The sequence below is a fragment of the Pseudomonas sp. NBRC 111130 genome (assembly GCF_001320485.1).
Classification (GTDB): Bacteria; Pseudomonadota; Gammaproteobacteria; order Pseudomonadales; family Pseudomonadaceae; genus Aquipseudomonas; species Aquipseudomonas vlassakiae.
The window spans coordinates 56723-74712 of record NZ_BCBG01000003.1 but is presented as its reverse complement, the minus strand read 5'-3'; the positions used below and the strand labels follow the sequence as shown (position 1 = coordinate 74712).

Here is a 17990-nt window from a genome sequence, read left to right as displayed (position 1 = left end):
ATGAGCCGCGACGCTCTCCAGCTGCTGCGCGAATACCCGAACTGGACCCAGTCGTTCACCGGCCCGGTCCTGCAGCGCGGCGAGCGTTACGCCCGGGAAGACCGGGTAGAGGTCGAACACTGCAGCGGCCCGATCATCGAAGCCACCTGTCGTGGCAGCGAAGGCAGCCGCTATCGGCTGAAGATCACCCTCACCGCCCTGGCTGGCCGCTGCCACGTACGCGGCCAGTGCAGTTGCCCAGTGGGGCAGAACTGCAAGCACTGCGCCGCCGTATTGCTCACCTTGAGCGAGCCGCAGGCAGCGGCAAAACACGCTGGCGACGCACTGCCAGCCAACCTGCAGCGCTGGCTGAAAGGCCTTGAGCAACCCGCCCCGGAAACCGCCGAAGCGCAAGATAAACGTGGACGCATGGTTTGCTACCAGCTCAGGCTGACCGAGGAGCCTGGCTGCGCCCTGCGGGTACGCAAAGGCATGCGCGAAGAGGAGGGCTTGCGCTACAGCCGCGTGCAGTCACTGTACGAATTCCTCTACGAACCACCGCGTTTCGTCAAAGAGGAAGATATCCGCATCCTGCGCCTGCTCTCGGCACTGAACCAGGCCGGTAGCCAGGATCGCGGCTACCAGCTCACAGGCCGCGAAGGCGGCGAACTGTTCCAGCGCGCACTGGATACCGGGCGCATGCTCTGTGACGAGAACAAACCGCTGCTGCGCGAGGGCCCGGCGCTTGCCGCCGAGTTCCGCTGGGTGCGACTGGATAACGGCCATTATCGCGGCATCTGGTATCACGGCGAAACACCGCTGAACTGCGTGATTGCACTACTGCCGCTTTACTACTTCGATTTTTCGAGCAGTGAAGCAGGCAAGCTCGAGCACAGCCTCGACCCTCACATTGCCCTGCAACTGACCATCGCTCCTGACGTTCCGGAACACCTCGTCGTGCCTCTCAGCCACAAGCTCAATGCCTTGAACCACCAGCTTCCTACGCCGACCACGCTGGACGAACAGCTCATCGATGACCTGCAGCCCAGGCCCCACCTGACCCTCGGCAGCCTCGAATTCAGCGCCTACACGCCCAAGACCGGGCGTATGCAACGGCAGATGCAGCACCGCGCCGCACTGGCGTTCGACTACGACGGCCTGCGCGCCAGTGGCAATGACGACAAGCCGTTGACCCGCCTGGTCGACGCCACCTGTCAGCGCATCCGCCGCCAGCCCCAGGCCGAGCAGGCGCAGCGCAAGGTGCTGCGCGATTTCGGCTTCAAACCCGCCACCCGGCAGAGCAAGGCCCTGCCCGACAGTGCTGGCGAGATGCTCCAGCTGCCCGACGACGAGGCCTGGCTGCGCTTTGCCCGCGATGGCCTGCCACGCTTGCGCGAGGCTGGCTGGGACATCGAAATCCACCGTGACTTCGCCTTCAACCTGCAGGACGTGGACGACTGGTACGCCACTATCGAGGAAGCGCCGGGGCATGAATGGTTCGACCTGGAGCTGGGCATCGTGGTCGAAGGCCAGCGTCACAGCCTGCTGCCGATCGTGCTGCAACTGTTGCGCAGCAACCCCGAGCTGCTGCGCCCCAGTGAACTGGCGCGGCGCAGCGACGATGAGCATTTGTTGATCGACCTCAATCGCGGCCGCCTGGATAGCCCGGCGCTGCGCGTTGCCCTTCCCTATGGCCGCATCAAGGCAGTGATGGGCACGCTCGGCGAACTGTACCTGCACGAGGACGCGGTCGGCCCTACCCTGCGCATGGACCGTGCCGACGCCGCGCGGCTGAATGACATCGAACACCTGCCACTGCACTGGGAAGGCGGCGCCCATGTGCGCGACCTTGGCCGGCGCCTGCGCGACGCCCGCGAGCTGCAGGTCGAAGTGCCGAGCGGGCTCAACGCCACCCTGCGGCCTTACCAGCAGCAAGGCCTGAACTGGCTGCAGGCCCTGCGCGAAATGGGCACCGGCGGCATCCTTGGCGACGACATGGGCCTGGGCAAGACCCTGCAGGCCCTGGCTCATCTGCTGCTGGAAAAACAGTCCGGGCGCCTGACCGCCCCGGCCCTGGCGGTGATGCCAACCAGCCTGGTGCCCAACTGGCTCGATGAAGCGCAACGCTTCGCTCCCGGCCTGCGCGTGCTGGCCCTGCATGGCCCCGGCCGCAGCAAGCATTTCGCCAAGCTGCACGAATACGACCTGGTACTGAGCACCTACGCCCTGCTGCCTCGCGACCTGGAACACCTGCGCGCGCAAGCCTGGCATGTGCTGGTGCTGGACGAGGCACAGAACATCAAGAGCAGCACCAGCAAAGCCGCCCAGGCCGTCGGCGAACTGCAGGCCAACCAGCGCCTGTGCCTGACCGGCACGCCAATGGAGAACAACCTGGGCGAGCTGTGGTCGATCTTCCACTTCCTCATGCCCGGCTGGCTGGGAGACGTGAAACGCTTCAACCAGGATTACCGCACCCCTATCGAGCGCCACGGCGACGCCGAGCGCCTGGCCCACCTGGTCAGCCGGGTGCGCCCGTTCCTGCTGCGGCGCACCAAGGAACAGGTGGCCACCGAGCTGCCGGCGAAAACCGAAATGGTCCACTGGGTCGAACTCAGTGACGCCCAGCGCGACACCTACGAGGCGGTGCGCGTGGCCATGGACAAGAAGGTCCGCGACGAAATCACCCGCAATGGCGCGGCGCGCAGCCAGATCGTGATCCTCGACGCCCTGCTCAAGCTGCGCCAGGTGTGCTGCGACCTGCGCCTGGTCAAAGGGGTCGAGACCAAAGGCAACCAGGCCGACAAGGGCAAGCTCGGCGCGCTACTGGAGATGCTCGAAGAGCTGCTCAGCGAGGGGCGCCGTGTCCTGCTGTTCTCGCAGTTCACCTCAATGCTGGCGCTGATCGAGCAGGAGCTGGAAAAGCGCAAGATCCGCTATAGCCTGCTCACCGGCGACACCCGCGACCGACGCACCCCGGTGCAGCAGTTCCAGCAGGGCGACAGCGAAGTGTTCCTGATAAGCCTCAAGGCCGGAGGGGTGGGGCTGAACCTCACCGCTGCGGACACCGTAATCCACTTCGACCCGTGGTGGAACCCGGCCAGCGAGAACCAGGCGACCGACCGTGCCTACCGGATCGGCCAGGACAAGCCGGTGTTCGTGTTCAAACTGATTACCCGGGGGACGGTGGAAGAAAAGATCCAGGCGCTGCAGCAGGAGAAGGCAGCGCTGGCGGCGAGCCTGCTCGATGGAGGGCAGGCAGGGCAATGGCGACTTGGCGATGACGAGATCGACGCGCTGTTTGCCCCGCTACCTGGCAAGCGAACCCGATAACCTGTACCGGCCTCTTCGCGGGACACGCCCGCTCCCCTAGGTAGTGCACCGTTCTTGAGGTGGGTGAAATCCTGTGGGAGCGGGCTTGTCCTGCGAAGAGGCCGGTACAGTCAATCGACCAGCTGTGCGTCTTTCAAGGCCCCCAGGGCCTCCAGCCAACGCGGCTGCTGGCGATAATCGGTACGGGCAAAGCCACGCCCGCGCATCTGCGCAATACGCGCCGACGGCTTGACCTTCAAGCGCTGCGCTGCGGTCAACGCCAGCTCCGCCGCCGCCCGGTCGTTGCACACCAGGCCCATGTCGCAACCGGCGCTCAGCGCCGCCTCGATGCGATTGGCGGTATCACCCACCACATGCGCACCAGCCATCGAAAGATCGTCACTGAAGATCACCCCGTCGAAGCCCAGCTCGCCGCGCAAGATGTCCTGCAGCCAGCGGCGCGAGAACCCGGCAGGCTGGTTGTCGACCTGCGGGTAGATCACATGCGCCGGCATCACCGCTGCCAGTTGCCCGCTAAGGCGGGAGAACGGCACCAGGTCCGCCTGGCGCAGCTGTTCGAGGCTGCGTTCGTCGGTAGGAATCGCTACATGCGAATCCGCCTCGGCCCAGCCATGCCCTGGGAAATGCTTGCCGCAAGCTGCCATGCCCGCCGCATTCATGCCGCGAATGAATGCGCCAGCCAGCTGTGTGGCACGCTCAGGGTTGCCTTCGAAGGCACGGCTGCCAACCACCGCGCTGCGCTGGTGGTCGAGGTCGAGCACCGGAGCGAAGCTGAGGTCCAGGCCGACCGCAAGCACCTCGGTGGCCATCAGCCAGCCGCACTGCTCGGCCAGGTACTCGGCATTGGCATTGTCGGCGATGGCGCGCATCGCCGGCAGGCGTACGAAGCCCTGGCGCAGGCGCTGCACGCGGCCGCCTTCCTGGTCGACCGCAAGGATCAGGTCGGGACGGATGGCGCGAATCGATGCGCACAGCTCACGCACCTGGCGTGGGCTGTCGATGTTGCGGGCGAAGATGATCAGGCCGGCCACTTCCGGCTGGCGTAGAAGCTGGCGATCTTCGGCAGTCAGCCATTTACCGGCGATATCCACCATCAGGGAGCCTTGCAGGCTGGTCATAGGCAATCCTTCATTGCAGAGTCAGTGAAGCCCACTCAGGGCAAGCGGCCTCGTCGATGCGCACCGGGCAATGTGCCGGGACGCGCTCGAAAAGGCCAAGCATGTCGATGTTGCGCAAGCGTATGCAGCCATGGGACAGCGGCACGCCCAAGGGTTCCGTGTCTGGCGTGCCGTGCAGATAGATGTGGCGGCGAAAGGTGTCGACACTACCCAGGCGGTTGACGCCCGGCTCGCAGCCACTGAGCCAGAAGATGCGGGTCAGGACCCAGTCCCGCCCGGGATGCTGCGCGTGCAGCGTCGGCGACCAGACCTCGCCCGTCCAGCGCCGGCCTTGCAGCACGGCATTGACTGGCAAGCCTGCGCCGATACGTGCACGCACCTGGTGTAGCCCGCGTGGTGTGCAGCCCGAGCCGTTGCGCTCACCTGCCCCATTGCGGGCGGTGGAAACAACGATGCGCACGCGCAACCGGCCTTGGGCAAAGCCGTAGAGGCGCTGGTCGGCGAGAGCGATGTGCAGGAAATCGAGGTCAGGCATGGGCGCTAGCTTAGCCGAAGCGCCCTGCCCCGCCCAGCCTTCAAGCCTTGGCAGTAGCGCTGCCGGACTTGCTGCGCGGGCGCAACTGGGCGCTGGCCATGGCGCTGTCGGTGACACCGCTGTCGGCACGCATGCCAGCGGCCAGGAATGGCACCATCAGGCGCATGACTTGCTCGATCGACGTGTTGATACCGAAATCGGTCTCGGCAATGGCGCGCAGCGCCTTGATCCCGGACATGCTGAACGCCGCGGCACCGAGCATGAAGTGTACGCGCCAGAACAATTCCAGCGGTGGAATGCGCGGTGCAGCTTCGTTTACCAACAGCATGTAGCGGCGGAACACCTTGCCGTACATGTCCTCGAGATAGCGCCGCAAATGGCCCTGGCTCTGACTGAACGCCAGGCCCAGCAGGCGCATGAAGATCGACAGGTCGTTGTTGCTGCGTGGCTGCACGACCAATGCCTGCTCTACCAGCATTTCCAGCAGCTCTTCAAGGCTGGGCTTCTGCTCGGGCTTGGCCTGTCGCCGCTCCAGCTCACGTTCGAGGCTGGCGCAGAACGGCCCGAGGAAACGCGAAAAGACGGCCTGGATCAGGGCCTTCTTCGAGCCGAAATGATAATTGACCGCTGCGAGGTTGACCCCGGCCTTGCTGGTAATCAGCCGCAATGAGGTTTCCGCGAAGCCTCGTTCCGCGAACAGCTGCTCGGCAGCATCGAGGATGCGTTCAACGGTTTCAGATTGGGCCATCACTACTCCGCCAGACAGAGACAAACAGGTGTTTGAAACATACGTTTCAGCCCTGCCGATGTCAAGGCTCGGTGACTGGGCGGTCGCCATTTAAAGGCGCCAGACTGCAGGCTGCAAGCGTCATCCTGCGTATTTCCTGCAGCTTTGTGCTTGCAGCGAACCCAGCACTGTATATAATCCCAGGCACTGTATAAAAAGACAGAGCGCCCGCCATGTTGAAACTGACGCCACGCCAAGCCGAGATTCTGGCCTTCATCAAACGCTGCCTCGAAGATAACGGCTTCCCACCCACGCGTGCGGAAATCGCTCAGGAGCTGGGCTTCAAGTCGCCGAATGCCGCCGAGGAGCACCTCAAGGCCCTCGCCCGCAAAGGCGCGATCGAAATGACCCCGGGCGCTTCCCGTGGCATCCGTATACCGGGCTTTGAAGCCAAGGCCGAAGAAAACGGCTTGCCGATCATTGGCCGAGTCGCTGCTGGCGCTCCTATCCTCGCCGAGCAGCACATCGAGCAATCCTGCAACATCCACCCGACCTTCTTCCACCCCCCTGCCGACTATTTGTTGCGTGTGCACGGCATGAGCATGAAGGACATCGGCATCTTCGACGGCGATCTGCTGGCGGTGCACACCTGCCGCGAGGCCCGTAATGGCCAGATCGTCGTCGCCCGTATCGGCGACGAAGTGACCGTCAAGCGCTTCAAGCGCGAAGGCAGCAAGGTCTGGCTCATCGCCGAAAACCCCGAGTTCGCCCCTATCGAAGTCGACCTGAAAGAGCAGGAACTGGTGATCGAGGGTTTGAGTGTCGGCGTCATTCGCCGCTGATTCAGGAGGCGTCATGCAGCAGTCCATCCAAGCACATCAGCAGGTCCAGCTTCCGCTGTTCGAAGCGTTCCTCGCCCAGCCGGTACTGCCAGGCCTGAAGGCCAGCGAGCAGGCACGCAAGAGCAGCCATCCGGAGCTGTTCAGCGAACTGTCACTGCGTGGCGCCCCCGAACACTGCCAGAGCCTGTTGGCGCCGGTATTGCGCGAGCTTAGCGAGGAGGAGGAAGCGCGCTGGCTGACGCTGATCGCCCCACCGGCCAGCCTCACCCAGGCCTGGCTGCGCGATGCCGGGCTTAACCGCGAACGGATCCTGCTGTTGCATGCCCGTGGCAATCAGAGCGCACTGCAGCTGGCCTGCGAAGCGTTGCGCCTGGGCCGCAGCCACACCGTGGTCAGCTGGCTTGGCAGCGTCAACGCTACCGCTCGCCAACAACTGCTAGGCGCTGCCAGTGTCGGAAACGCACAAAGCCTGAACATCCGCCTCGGCTGATGTTCAGGCTTTGCCTATGAAGCAGTGCAAGCGGGCGCTTTAGTGCAGTACACGCGGCCCTTCGTCGCGCTCCAGCTCACCCTCTACCAGGCGGCCTGCCATCTGCACGCCAACACTCAGCATTGCCTTGGCGACCTCGACATGCTGGCCCTGCAGGAACGCCTTGGCGTCTTCCGAGAAATCCAGGGTTACCAGGGAGCCTTCATCCTCGGCGCGACGCAGCTCGATACGGCCATCAGGCAACTCGACAATTTCCAGAAACGACGTAGACATATAGGGCAGTTCTCCACGAAAGGCCGGTAGTGTACCAGCCGTTGCAGCTATCAGCACTCACTCAACGCGTCGCGGAAACGTCTCACCAAACCTTTGAGATTGTTCCGCCAACTTTCCAACTCTTCCCTAGACAACGCAGGGTGCTCGGGCTCATCGAGGTTGACGGCCTGAATCAACGGCTGGGTGACGTCAGTTTTTGCTGTTTTTTTCGCGACCGGTGGTCGGAACAAATCGGCATAAGCACTGACCAATTGCGCCAACCAGGTTTCCCGCTGGCGAACCAATTCGAGCATCTCGGCCACTTCAGGGATGGCGATGGTGTTCAATGCATCATCGGCGAGCGCCTGCTCGACCGAAGCCACTACGGGCAGACGGTAGAATCCACCGATTTCATGGCACAGCCCCAACAGTGCGCCGTACAGGTGAAACAGCGCCGATTCACGTTCGGCCTGGACCAGGCCTTGGGCGTTCATGGCCTGGCTTTGTTCGGCCTTGGCCATGGATTCGAGGGCCAGCCCTGCGAAGAACAGTTTCTGGTTGGTGCGGGTGTAGAGTTCCTGGGCCATTTTCAGTGCCCTCCGTAAGGCTGCGAGGCGGATAGCTGCATCATAAATGATTGAGGCCGCTTTGCGCCCCTTCGCGGGCAAGCCCGCTCCCACAGGAATGGCAACAGCCTTGAGGGCGATGCCGTACCTGTGGGAGCGGGCTTGCCCGCGAAGGGGCGCGAAGCGGCCCCAGTTACTGCACCGATAGATCAGCGCTTGTCTTCGACCTTCCAGCTACCACCATCATAGAAAGCCTTCCAGCCAGTAGGCTTGCCATCGACCTCGGACTGCACGTACTGCTCCTTGGTCTTGCGGCTGTAACGAATCACCGCCGGGCGCCCTTCCGGGTCTTTCTGCGGCGCATCGCACAGGAAGTGGTACTTCGGATCGATCTCGTGCTTGTGCGGAACGATCTCCAGCACCAACGGTGCACGGGTTTCGCGGTTTTTCGGGAACTGGCTGGCCGCCAGGAACAGGCCCGAAGCGCCGTCACGCAGCACGTAGGTGTCGTCGACCTTCTCGCACTTGAGCTCCGGCATTTCCACCTTGTCCATCTTCGGTGGTGCGGCCTCACCGCTCTTGAGCAGCTTGCGGGTGTTCTTGCACGCCGGGTTGGTGCAACCGAAGAACTTGCCGAATCGGCCCGTCTTGAGTTGCATCTCACTGCCGCACTTGTCGCACTCCAGGCTCGGCCCTTCGTAGCCCTTGATGCGGTAGCTGCCCTCTTCGATCTCGTAGCCGGCGCAGTCCGGGTTATTACCGCAGATGTGCAGCTTGTGCTTCTCGTCCAGCAGGTAGGCATCCATCGCCGTGGCACAGATCGGGCAGCGGTGCTTGCCCAGCAGCACGCGCGATTCCGATTCACCCTCATCGTCCGCAGCGATCTCATCGCCCGGCACCAGGTTCACTGTGGCCTTGCAACGCTCTTTCGGCGGCAGGCTGTAACCCGAGCAACCGAGAAACACACCGGTGGAAGCGGTGCGGATCATCATTGGCCGGCCACATTCCTTGCACGGAATATTGGTCATGGTCGGCTGGTTGGCACGCATGCCGCTTTCGGCAGACTCGGCGGTCAGCAGTTTCTTGCTGAAGTCACCGTAGAACTCGTCGAGCACGTTCTTCCAGTCACGTTCGCCCTGGGCCACGTCGTCGAGGTTCTCTTCCATGTCGGCAGTGAAGCCATAGTCCATCAGGTTGGAGAAACTCTCCGACAGGCGCTCGGTGACGATATCGCCCATTTTCTCGGAGTAGAAACGACGATTGTGCAGAGTGACGTAGCCGCGGTCCTGGATGGTAGAAATGATCGCCGCATAGGTCGACGGGCGACCAATACCGCGTTTTTCCATTTCCTTGACCAGGCTCGCTTCAGTGAAGCGCGCCGGTGGCTTGGTGAAGTGCTGGCTCGGGTCGAGCTGGATCAGCTTGAGCGCTTCGCCCTGGGCCATTTCCGGCAGCACATCGTCTTCGCCCGGCTTGCTCTGCTGTGGCAGCACGCGGGTGTAACCGTCGAACTTGAGGATGCGGCCCTTGGCACGCAGCTCGAAATCACCTGCGGCCACAGTGACACTGGTGGACAGGTATTGCGCCGGAGGCATCTGGCAGGCCAGGAACTGGCGCCAGATCAGCTCGTACAGGCGCTCTGCATCCCGCTCCATGCCGCTGAGCTTGGTGGGGTGGGTATTGACGTCAGAGGGGCGAATCGCCTCGTGCGCCTCCTGGGCACCTTCCTTGCTGCCATACACCAGCGGGGCTTCCGGCAGGTACTGCTTGCCGAACTCGCGCTCGATGTAGCTGCGCGCCATGTCCAGGGCATCTGCCGACAGGTTGGTCGAGTCGGTACGCATGTAGGTGATGTAACCCGCTTCGTACAAACGCTGGGCCATCATCATGGTTTTCTTCACCCCAAAGCCCAGGCGGTTGCTCGCGGCCTGCTGCAAGGTCGAGGTGATGAACGGGGCCGACGGCTTGCTGCTGGTCGGCCGGTCTTCGCGCTTGATCACGCTGTAGCTGGAGGCCTTGAGCTTCTCCAGCGCGGCCATGGCCTGAGCTTCGTTCAGCGGCTTGAAGGCCTCGCCCTTCTCGCGTGCCACTTCAAAACGCACTTTGGCGTTCTTGGCGGTGCCAAGGTCGGCGTGCACTTCCCAGTACTCTTCTGGGACGAAGGCACGGATCTCGCGTTCACGCTCGACCACCAGCTTCACCGCCACCGACTGTACGCGGCCGGCAGACAGGCCGCGGGCGATCTTGGCCCACAGCAGTGGCGAGACCATGTAGCCCACTACGCGGTCGAGGAAGCGCCGCGCCTGCTGGGCGTTGACCCGGTCGATATCCAGCTCGCCAGGCTGCGAGAACGCTTCCTGGATCGCCTTCTTGGTAATTTCGTTGAACACCACGCGCTTGTAGCGGGTGTCGTCGCCCCCGATGGCTTCGCGCAGGTGCCAGGCAATGGCTTCCCCTTCGCGGTCCAAGTCGGTTGCGAGATAGATGGTGTCGGCATCCTTGGCCAGGCGGCGGAGCTCTTCGATCACCTTCTCCTTGCCGGGAAGGATCTCGTACTTGGCTTTCCAGCCGTGCTCAGGGTCGACGCCCATGCGCGCCACCAGCTGGCGACGGGCCTTCTCTTTTGGCGACAGCGCCGGAGCCTCACCCGCAGCAGCCTTGCCACGCTTGGCGGCCGGCTCTTTGCTTGCGCTGGCCGAACCGCTGGTGGGGAGGTCTCGGATATGGCCGATACTCGACTTCACCACGTACTGGTTGCCCAGGTACTTGTTGATGGTCTTGGCCTTGGCCGGGGATTCCACAATGACCAGCGATTTGCCCATGGATCGGAGTATTCCTGAATCTGAAGATGAAAAACGCGTCAGGTGCCGGACGCGGCACCGCTATATATAGTGGCAAAAGAGTGAGGTCAAGCGTGGTCGATCACGCTTGCGACTTGCCAACCAGCTCCGGCAGCCCTTCTTCGACCTTGACCAAAGCAAAGCGCGGCACCTGCTCGCCGTCAACCTCGACGGACTCCTGGAACATCGCAAGGGGCCTCACCCAGAAGCTGTAATCACCATACAGGCATTGGTAGAAGACCATCCACTCTTCATTCTCCGAGTGCCGTGCAACACTGAAGACACGGTACTCAGGCCCTTTGTAATGCCGGTATACGCCTGGTTGTATCTGCATGCCGCCCTTCCTCTTGAAACAAATTCTGTAAAAAACAAAAACCGGGGCACAAGGCCCCGGCTGCTGTCCCGCTACGCGATCAGACGCGTTCGAAGACAGTGGTGATACCTTGACCGAGGCCGACGCACATGGTCGCCACCCCCAGGGTACCGCCGTTCTGCTTCATGACATTGAGCAGGGTGCCGGAAATCCGTGCACCGGAGCAACCGAACGGGTGGCCCAAAGCGATGGCGCCGCCGTGCAGGTTAACCTTCTCATCCATCTTGTCGAGCACTTTCAAGTCTTTGAGCACTGGCAGGGCTTGTGCAGCGAAGGCTTCGTTGAGCTCGATGAAGTCGATATCGGCCATGGTCAGACCGGCGCGCTTGAGGGCTTTCTGGGTCGACGGCACCGGGCCATAGCCCATGATTGCCGGGTCGACACCGGCCACCGCCATCGAGCGGATCACCGCCAGTGGCTGGATGCCCAGGTCCATGGCGCGCTGGCCGGACATGACGATCATGCACGATGCACCGTCGGTGATCTGCGACGAAGTACCGGCAGTCACGGTACCACCTTTCGGGTTGAACGCCGGTTTCAGCGACGCCAGGCCCTCGAGGGTGGTTTCCGGGCGAATGGTCTCGTCGAAGTCGAAGACCTTGAGGAAACCGTTCTCGTCATAGCCCTGCATCGGGATGATCTCGTCCTTGAACTTGCCTTCGACCGTCGCCTTGTGGGCGAGCTGGTGCGAACGCAGGCCGAACAGGTCCTGCTGCTCGCGGCTGATGCCATGCATCTTGCCGAGCATTTCGGCGGTCAGGCCCATCATCCCCGACGCCTTGGCCGCATGCAGCGACAGGTGCGGGTTGGGGTCGACACCATGCATCATGCTGACGTGGCCCATGTGCTCGACGCCGCCGACCACGAACACATCGCCGTTGCCGGTCATGATCGCCTGGGCGGCGGTGTGCAGCGCGCTCATCGACGAGCCGCACAGGCGGCTGACGGTCTGGGCGGCCGAGGTGTGCGGGATCTGGGTCATCAACGACGCCATGCGGGCGATGTTCCAGCCCTGCTCCAGGGTCTGGTTCACGCAGCCCCAGATCACGTCTTCGACTTCTTTCGGGTCGACCTTGCCGTTGCGTTCCAGCAGCTTGCTGATCAGGTGCGCGGACATGTCTTCGGCGCGGGTGTTGCGGTGCATGCCACCCTTGGAGCGGCCCATCGGGGTGCGACCAAAGTCGACAATCACCACGTCTCTTGGATTAAGGCTCATATCAAATCTCTCGCTCTAGCTCGTTGACCACTCAGTTGAAGAAGCGCTGGCCGTTCTTGGCCATTTCACGCAGCTTCGCGGTCGGGTGGTACAGCGGCCCAAGGTCGGCGTACTGGTCGGCCAGGGCAACGAATTCGGCCACACCGATCGAGTCGATGTAGCGCAGCGCACCACCCCGGAAGGGAGGGAAACCGATGCCATAGACCAGGCCCATGTCGGCTTCGACGGCGGTTTCGACGATGCCGTCTTCCAGGCAACGCACGGTCTCCAGGCACAGCGGCACCATCATCCAGTTGATGATGTCTTCGTCGCTCACTTCACGCTGCTCGAAGACGATCGGCTTGAGCACATCCAGCACGGTGGCATCGAAGACTTTCTTCGGTTTGCCGCGCTTGTCGGTCTCGTAGGCATAGAAGCCCTTGCCGTTCTTCTGGCCCAGGCGGTTGGCCTCGTACAGGGCGTCGACGGCCGAGCGGCGCTCGTCCTTCATGCGGTCCGGGAAGCCTTCGGCCATCACGTCGCGGCCATGGTGGCCGGTGTCGATGCCGACCACGTCCATCAGGTAGGCCGGGCCCATCGGCCAGCCGAACTTCTCCATGACCTTGTCGATGCGCACGAAGTCGACGCCAGCGCTGACCAGCTTGGCGAAACCGCCAAAGTACGGGAACAGCACACGGTTGACCAGGAAGCCCGGGCAGTCGTTGACCACGATCGGGTTCTTGCCCATCTTCTTGGCGTAGGCCACGGTGGTCGCGACTGCTACCTCACTGGACTTCTCGCCACGGATCACTTCCACCAGCGGCATCATGTGTACCGGGTTGAAGAAGTGCATGCCGACGAAGTTTTCCGGGCGCTTGAGCGCCTTGGCCAGCAGGTTGATGGAAATGGTCGAAGTGTTGGAGGCGAGGATCGCGTCCTCTTTTACCTGGCCTTCCACTTCGGCCAGCACGGCCTGCTTGACCTTCGGGTTTTCGACCACGGCTTCTACGACGATGTCGACGTTGGCGAAGTCGCCATACGACAGGGTCGGGCGAATGGCGTTGAGCGCCTCGGCCATTTTCGCCGGAGTCAGGCGGCCTTTCTCGACGCGGTTGCCAAGCAACTTGGAGGCCTCGTTCAGGCCCAACTGGATGGCTTCCTCGCGGATGTCCTTCATCAGGATCGGGGTGCCCTTGACCGCCGACTGGTAGGCAATGCCGCCACCCATGATGCCGGCGCCGAGCACGGCAGCCTGCTTCACGTCGTGGGCGATTTCGTCATGGGCCTTGGCCTTGCGCTTGAGCTCCTGGTCATTCAGGAACAGGCCGATCAGGCTTTCGGCAACCGAGGTCTTGGCCAGTTTGGCGAAGCCTGCAGCCTCGACTTCCAGGGCCTTGTCGCGGCCGAAGTTGGCGGCCTTCTGGATGGTCTTGATGGCCTCGACCGGCGCCGGGTAATTCGGGCCGGCCTGGCCAGCGACGAAGCCCTTGGCGGTCTCGAAGGCCATCATCTGCTCGATGGCGTTGAGCTTGAGCTTTTCCAGCTTGGGCTGGCGCTTGGCCTTGTAGTCCAGCTCGCCACTGATGGCGCGCTTGATCAGGTCCAGCGCACCGGCCAGCAGCAGCTCAGGGGCGACCACGGCATCGACGGCGCCGACTTTCAGGGCGTCTTCGGCACGGTTTTCCTTGCCGGCGGCGATCCACTCGATGGCGTTGTCCGAGCCGATCAGGCGCGGCAGGCGCACGGTACCGCCGAAGCCTGGGTAGATGCCCAGCTTGACTTCGGGCAGGCCGATCTTGGCGCTGCTGGACATGACTCGATAGTCGGCTGCCAGGCACATTTCCAGGCCGCCGCCCAGGGCGATGCCATTGATGGCCGCCACGGTCGGTACTTCGAGGTCTTCGAAGGCGTTGAAGATGCGGTTGGCTTCCAGGTTGCCGGCAACCAGTTCGGCTTCGGGCAGCTTGAAGTTGTCGACGAACTCGGTGATGTCGGCGCCGACGATGAACACGTCCTTGCCACTGCTGACGATCACGCCTTTCACCGAGGCGTCGGCCTTGATGGCGTCGACGGCCTGGCGCAGCTCGTCCAGGGTCAGGCGATTGAACTTGTTGACGGACTCACCCTTGAGGTCGAACTTCAGTTCGACGATGCCGCTTTCAAGAGCCTTAACCGTGATGGCTTTACCTTCGTAAATCATCAACTGATCTCCACGATATGGAAGCTGAACTGTACACGCCGATCGCTGGTGGAAGAGTAGGTCTTGCCGCCCTTGCCCCAGGCACACCCGTCAGCGCGCTAGTCGGGATTCTGTATGAGCGGTATGACATACAAACGCTCAATTCATACGCCCGTTTGATTTGGGTATGCACACATTCACCGAAAAGGTCGGCGTTGTCAAATGCTCTGGAACAGGGTGAAAACGCGACTTTGCGGTCATTTTGTATCGCCGATGGGTTAAACATGATGACAGTGATTACCGATCATTCATGTCAGCGATTGACCACAAGCAAACGACGGTGGCTGCATTTATCTCGTGCACGCGGCCAGGGAATGGCTACACTGCGACTGGATTCAGGAATTTCCCGGCCTGCCTGGCCTTTTCTGCGCGGCAGAAACGACAAAGCGGCAACCTGGTAGCTACCGGGTTGCCGCTTTGTCGTTGTGGCTATCAAGCCAGGGTGTCGAAGGCGTGGGCAATATCCTGCAATACAGATTTATCCCCGCGCTCGCTCCAGTACAGGGCAAGCATGCGCTTGTCAGCCTCCACCTTGTAGACGGTTGCCGGCAGGCGCATGAACACTTCGTTCAGGCGCGGCTCCTCGCAGGCCTCCTTCCACTGGTTCCACCAGACACCAGGGCTGACCTGCCAGTAGCACCAGCTGTCTTCATGCCCGGGCCTGCGCCCACGGTGATATTGCGGGCACGGGCTCGGTGGCGCCTGCTCGAACCAGTGTGGCCACTGTTGGGGGGCCAGTTGCATGGCCAGGCCCATGCGCCGCGCCTCCAGGCGCAGGCTCATCTGCTGCCCCTGTTTGCGCGACAGGCGCAGCCAGGACAGCGGACTGAGAATCAGCGCAAGGATTGACACCACTAGCCATACCGTCATATCAGTAAGTTCCATAAAGCGTTGCAAAAGAGCGGGTTACTCAGTATTCACGGATGACCTGCCGGAAAGCGACCATACTTCTACTATCGCGATTGTCAGGAGTACAGCTCATGTCCTACGAACATCTTCTGGTCGCCGTCGACCTCACCGAGGAATGCGACCCGGTGATCAAGCGTGCCATGAAGCTCGCCGAGCCCACAGGCGCCAAGGTCTCGCTGGTGCATATCGTCGAACCGATGGCCATGGCCTTTGGCGGCGATGTGCCGATGGACCTGTCGCAACTGCAACAGCAGCAGTTCGACCAGGCCAAGGAGCGCATGGACCGCCTGTTCAACAAGTACCCCGGCATCAATCGTGGCGACTCGCACCTGACCTACGGCCAGCCGCGCCAGGAAATCCACCAACTGGCCAAGGACCAGAAATGCGACCTTATCGTGGTCGGCAGCCATGGCCGGCATGGCCTGGCCTTGCTGCTGGGATCCACCGCCAATGATGTGCTGCATGGTGCGCCGTGCGATGTGCTGGCGGTGCGCTTGCAGAAAAAAGAATGATCCAGCCTGCGCCGGCCTCTTCGCGGCGGTTCTGCGCGAAGAGGCCGGCGCAGCAGACTCAGCCTTCCAGCTCAGCCCACCGCTCTACCAGCGCATCCAGCTCAGCTTGCAGCTTCTCGATCTTGGCCAGCACTGCCGAAGTCTCGGCAATCGGCCGCTGATAGAAGCCAGCAGCGTTCACCTCTTCCTGCGCCTCGGCCATGCGCTGCTCGACCTCATCGATCTGACCCGGCAGCATTTCAAGCTCGCGTTGCAGCTTGTAGCTGAGCTTTTTCTTCGAAGTATCGGCAACCGGCGCAGCTGGCGCAGGCGCAGCCACTTCCACCGGCTTTTCGACCACGGCACTGTTGAGCTCGGACTTGCCGCTCTTGCTCTCGGTCACGCCGAGCAGCTTCGCCGAACCGCCCTGGCGGATCCAGTCTTCATAGCCACCGACATACTCGCGCACCTTGCCATCACCTTCGAATACCAACGTGCTGGTGACGACGTTGTCGAGGAAGGCCCGGTCGTGGCTGACCATCAGCACGGTCCCCTTGTAGTTGGACAGCACCTCTTCCAGCAACTCGAGGGTTTCCACATCCAGGTCGTTGGTCGGCTCGTCGAGCACCAGCAGGTTGGCCGGCTTGCTGAACAGCTTGGCCAGCAGCAGGCGCGCCCGCTCGCCGCCGGACAGCGCCTTGACTGGCGTACGGGCACGCTGCGGGCTGAACAGGAAATCGCCCAGGTAGCTCAGCACATGGCGGTTCTGACCATCGATCTCGATGAAGTCACGGCCTTCGGCGAGGTTGTCGATGACGGTCTTTTCCAGGTCGAGCTGGTGGCGCATCTGGTCGAAATACGCCACTTCCAGCTTGGTGCCGCGCTCGACCTTGCCTGCAGTAGGCTCCAGGTCACCGAGCATCATCTTCAGCAGGGTGGTCTTGCCGGTACCGTTGGCACCCAGCAGGCCGATACGGTCCTGGCGCTGCAGGACCATGGAGAAGTCCTTGACCAGCAGCGGGCCATCGGCGTGATGGAAGCTGACGTTTTCCAGCACCATCACCTGCTTGCCGGATTTGTCCGCCGCTTCGATCTGGATGTTCGCCTTGCCCTGGCGTTCGCGGCGCTCGCTGCGCTCGACGCGCAGGGCCTTGAGTGCACGCACACGGCCTTCGTTGCGGGTACGCCGGGCCTTGATGCCCTGGCGAATCCACACTTCTTCCTGGGCCAGGCGCTTGTCGAACAGCGCATTGGCGGTTTCTTCGGCGGCCAGCGCGGCTTCCTTGTGCACCAGGAAGCTGGCGTAGTCGCCGTTCCAGTCGATCAGGCCGCCGCGGTCCAGTTCGAGGATGCGCGTGGCGAGGTTCTGCAGGAAGGAACGGTCGTGGGTGATGAACAGCACGGCACCGTTGAAACCGCGCAGGGCTTCTTCGAGCCAGGCGATGGCCCCGATGTCCAGGTGGTTGGTCGGCTCGTCGAGCAGCAACAGATCAGGCTCGGACACCAGCGCCTGGGCCAGCAGCACGCGGCGGCGCCAGCCACCGGAGAGCTCGGCCAGGGTCTTGTCGGCGGGCAACTGCAGGCGGCTCAAGGTGCTTTCCACCACTTGCTGCAGTCGCCAGCCGTCGCGGGCTTCGAGCTCGTGCTGAACGTGCATGAGCTTTTCCAGATCTGCATCGCTGTGGATGTTCTGGCTCAGGTGATGAAACTCGGCGAGCAACTCGCCGACGCCATCCAGGCCTGCCGCGACCACATCGAACACCGTACGCTCGTCGGCAACCGGCAGCTCCTGTGGCAGCTCGCCGATCTTCAAGCCAGGGGCGCGCCAGATCTCGCCATCGTCGCCCTTCTGCTCGCCCTTGACCAGGCGCAGCATGCTCGATTTGCCGGTGCCGTTACGGCCGATGATGCACACCCGCTCGCCACGGGCGATCTGCCAGGACACTTTGTCCAGCAGCGGCATCGCGCCGAATGCGAGGGACACATCGCTGAATTTGAGCAGGGTCATGTTCGTCTCCAGAAAGCGGGCGCGCATTCTACCTGAGTTGGCCCCTGCCGGCATTAAGTACGCTTCCGTACCGAGGCCTGGCGACACCCGGTCAGT

The 17990-nt window shown here is 62.6% G+C and carries 15 protein-coding genes; 4 read left to right on the top strand and 11 right to left on the bottom strand.

The window, feature by feature from the left end:
• Nucleotides 1–3309 (top strand): DEAD/DEAH box helicase, encoded by a 3309-nt coding sequence (locus APH33_RS26260; protein WP_082433379.1) that lies wholly within the window; start codon nt 1–3, stop codon nt 3307–3309.
• Nucleotides 3310–3419: 110 nt separating this feature from the next.
• Here the strand turns inward: APH33_RS26260 and nagZ are convergent, their stop codons facing one another.
• Genes nagZ through APH33_RS01700 form a run of 3 tightly spaced genes read right to left on the bottom strand, consistent with a single transcriptional unit; the run spans nt 3420 to nt 5710 of the window.
• Nucleotides 3420–4418 (bottom strand): beta-N-acetylhexosaminidase, encoded by a 999-nt coding sequence (gene nagZ, locus APH33_RS01710; protein ID WP_177332336.1) that lies wholly within the window; start codon nt 4416–4418, stop codon nt 3420–3422.
• A 19-nt stretch (nt 4419–4437) separates the two neighbouring features.
• Nucleotides 4438–4962, bottom strand: coding sequence for a L,D-transpeptidase (locus tag APH33_RS01705; protein ID WP_054883493.1), 525 nt, complete (start codon nt 4960–4962; stop codon nt 4438–4440).
• A 40-nt stretch (nt 4963–5002) separates the two neighbouring features.
• Nucleotides 5003–5710 (bottom strand): TetR/AcrR family transcriptional regulator, encoded by a 708-nt coding sequence (locus APH33_RS01700; protein ID WP_054883492.1) that lies wholly within the window; start codon nt 5708–5710, stop codon nt 5003–5005.
• A 212-nt stretch (nt 5711–5922) separates the two neighbouring features.
• Here APH33_RS01700 and lexA point away from each other — a divergent pair, with 212 nt between their 5' ends.
• Entirely contained in the window at nt 5923–6531 is a 609-nt protein-coding gene (gene lexA / locus APH33_RS01695; protein WP_054883491.1) for a transcriptional repressor LexA, read from the top strand.
• A gap of 13 nt (nt 6532–6544) precedes the next feature.
• Nucleotides 6545–7021, top strand: a complete 477-nt coding sequence (sulA, locus tag APH33_RS01690; RefSeq protein ID WP_054883490.1) for an SOS-induced cell division inhibitor SulA — start codon at nt 6545–6547, stop codon at nt 7019–7021.
• A gap of 39 nt (nt 7022–7060) precedes the next feature.
• On the opposite strand, the gene APH33_RS01685 is transcribed toward sulA, so the two are convergent.
• The 7 genes from APH33_RS01685 to APH33_RS01655 form a co-directional block, all read right to left on the bottom strand.
• The gene (locus tag APH33_RS01685) at nt 7061–7294 is read right to left on the bottom strand and encodes a hypothetical protein (protein ID WP_054883489.1); all 234 of its coding nucleotides are present in this window, start codon (nt 7292–7294) and stop codon (nt 7061–7063) included.
• 50 nt (nt 7295–7344) lie between these two features.
• Complete coding sequence (locus APH33_RS01680) at nt 7345–7860, bottom strand: DUF6586 family protein (RefSeq protein WP_054883488.1); 516 nt, start codon at nt 7858–7860, stop codon at nt 7345–7347.
• Between the two features lie 188 nt (nt 7861–8048).
• Nucleotides 8049–10661: a type I DNA topoisomerase gene (gene topA / locus APH33_RS01675; protein ID WP_054883487.1), complete on the bottom strand. Its 2613-nt coding sequence runs from the start codon at nt 10659–10661 to the stop codon at nt 8049–8051.
• Between the two features lie 100 nt (nt 10662–10761).
• Nucleotides 10762–11013 carry a DUF1653 domain-containing protein gene (locus APH33_RS01670; protein ID WP_054883486.1) on the bottom strand — a complete coding sequence of 84 codons (252 nt, stop codon included), beginning with the start codon at nt 11011–11013 and terminating at the stop codon, nt 10762–10764.
• 79 nt (nt 11014–11092) lie between these two features.
• Nucleotides 11093–12268 (bottom strand): acetyl-CoA C-acyltransferase FadA, encoded by a 1176-nt coding sequence (gene fadA, locus APH33_RS01665; RefSeq protein WP_054883485.1) that lies wholly within the window; start codon nt 12266–12268, stop codon nt 11093–11095.
• 31 nt (nt 12269–12299) lie between these two features.
• Complete coding sequence (gene fadB, locus APH33_RS01660; protein ID WP_054883484.1) at nt 12300–14447, bottom strand: fatty acid oxidation complex subunit alpha FadB; 2148 nt, start codon at nt 14445–14447, stop codon at nt 12300–12302.
• Between the two features lie 471 nt (nt 14448–14918).
• A complete protein-coding gene (locus APH33_RS01655; protein WP_054883483.1) occupies nt 14919–15356 on the bottom strand; it encodes a hypothetical protein in 438 nt (145 codons plus the stop codon).
• A 110-nt stretch (nt 15357–15466) separates the two neighbouring features.
• Between APH33_RS01655 and APH33_RS01650 the strand changes: the two genes are divergently transcribed.
• The gene (locus tag APH33_RS01650) at nt 15467–15907 is read left to right on the top strand and encodes a universal stress protein (protein ID WP_054883482.1); all 441 of its coding nucleotides are present in this window, start codon (nt 15467–15469) and stop codon (nt 15905–15907) included.
• A 58-nt stretch (nt 15908–15965) separates the two neighbouring features.
• Here APH33_RS01650 and APH33_RS01645 read toward each other — a convergent pair whose 3' ends face one another.
• Complete coding sequence (locus APH33_RS01645; RefSeq protein WP_054883481.1) at nt 15966–17894, bottom strand: ATP-binding cassette domain-containing protein; 1929 nt, start codon at nt 17892–17894, stop codon at nt 15966–15968.
• Between the last annotated feature and the right edge of the window lie 96 nt (nt 17895–17990).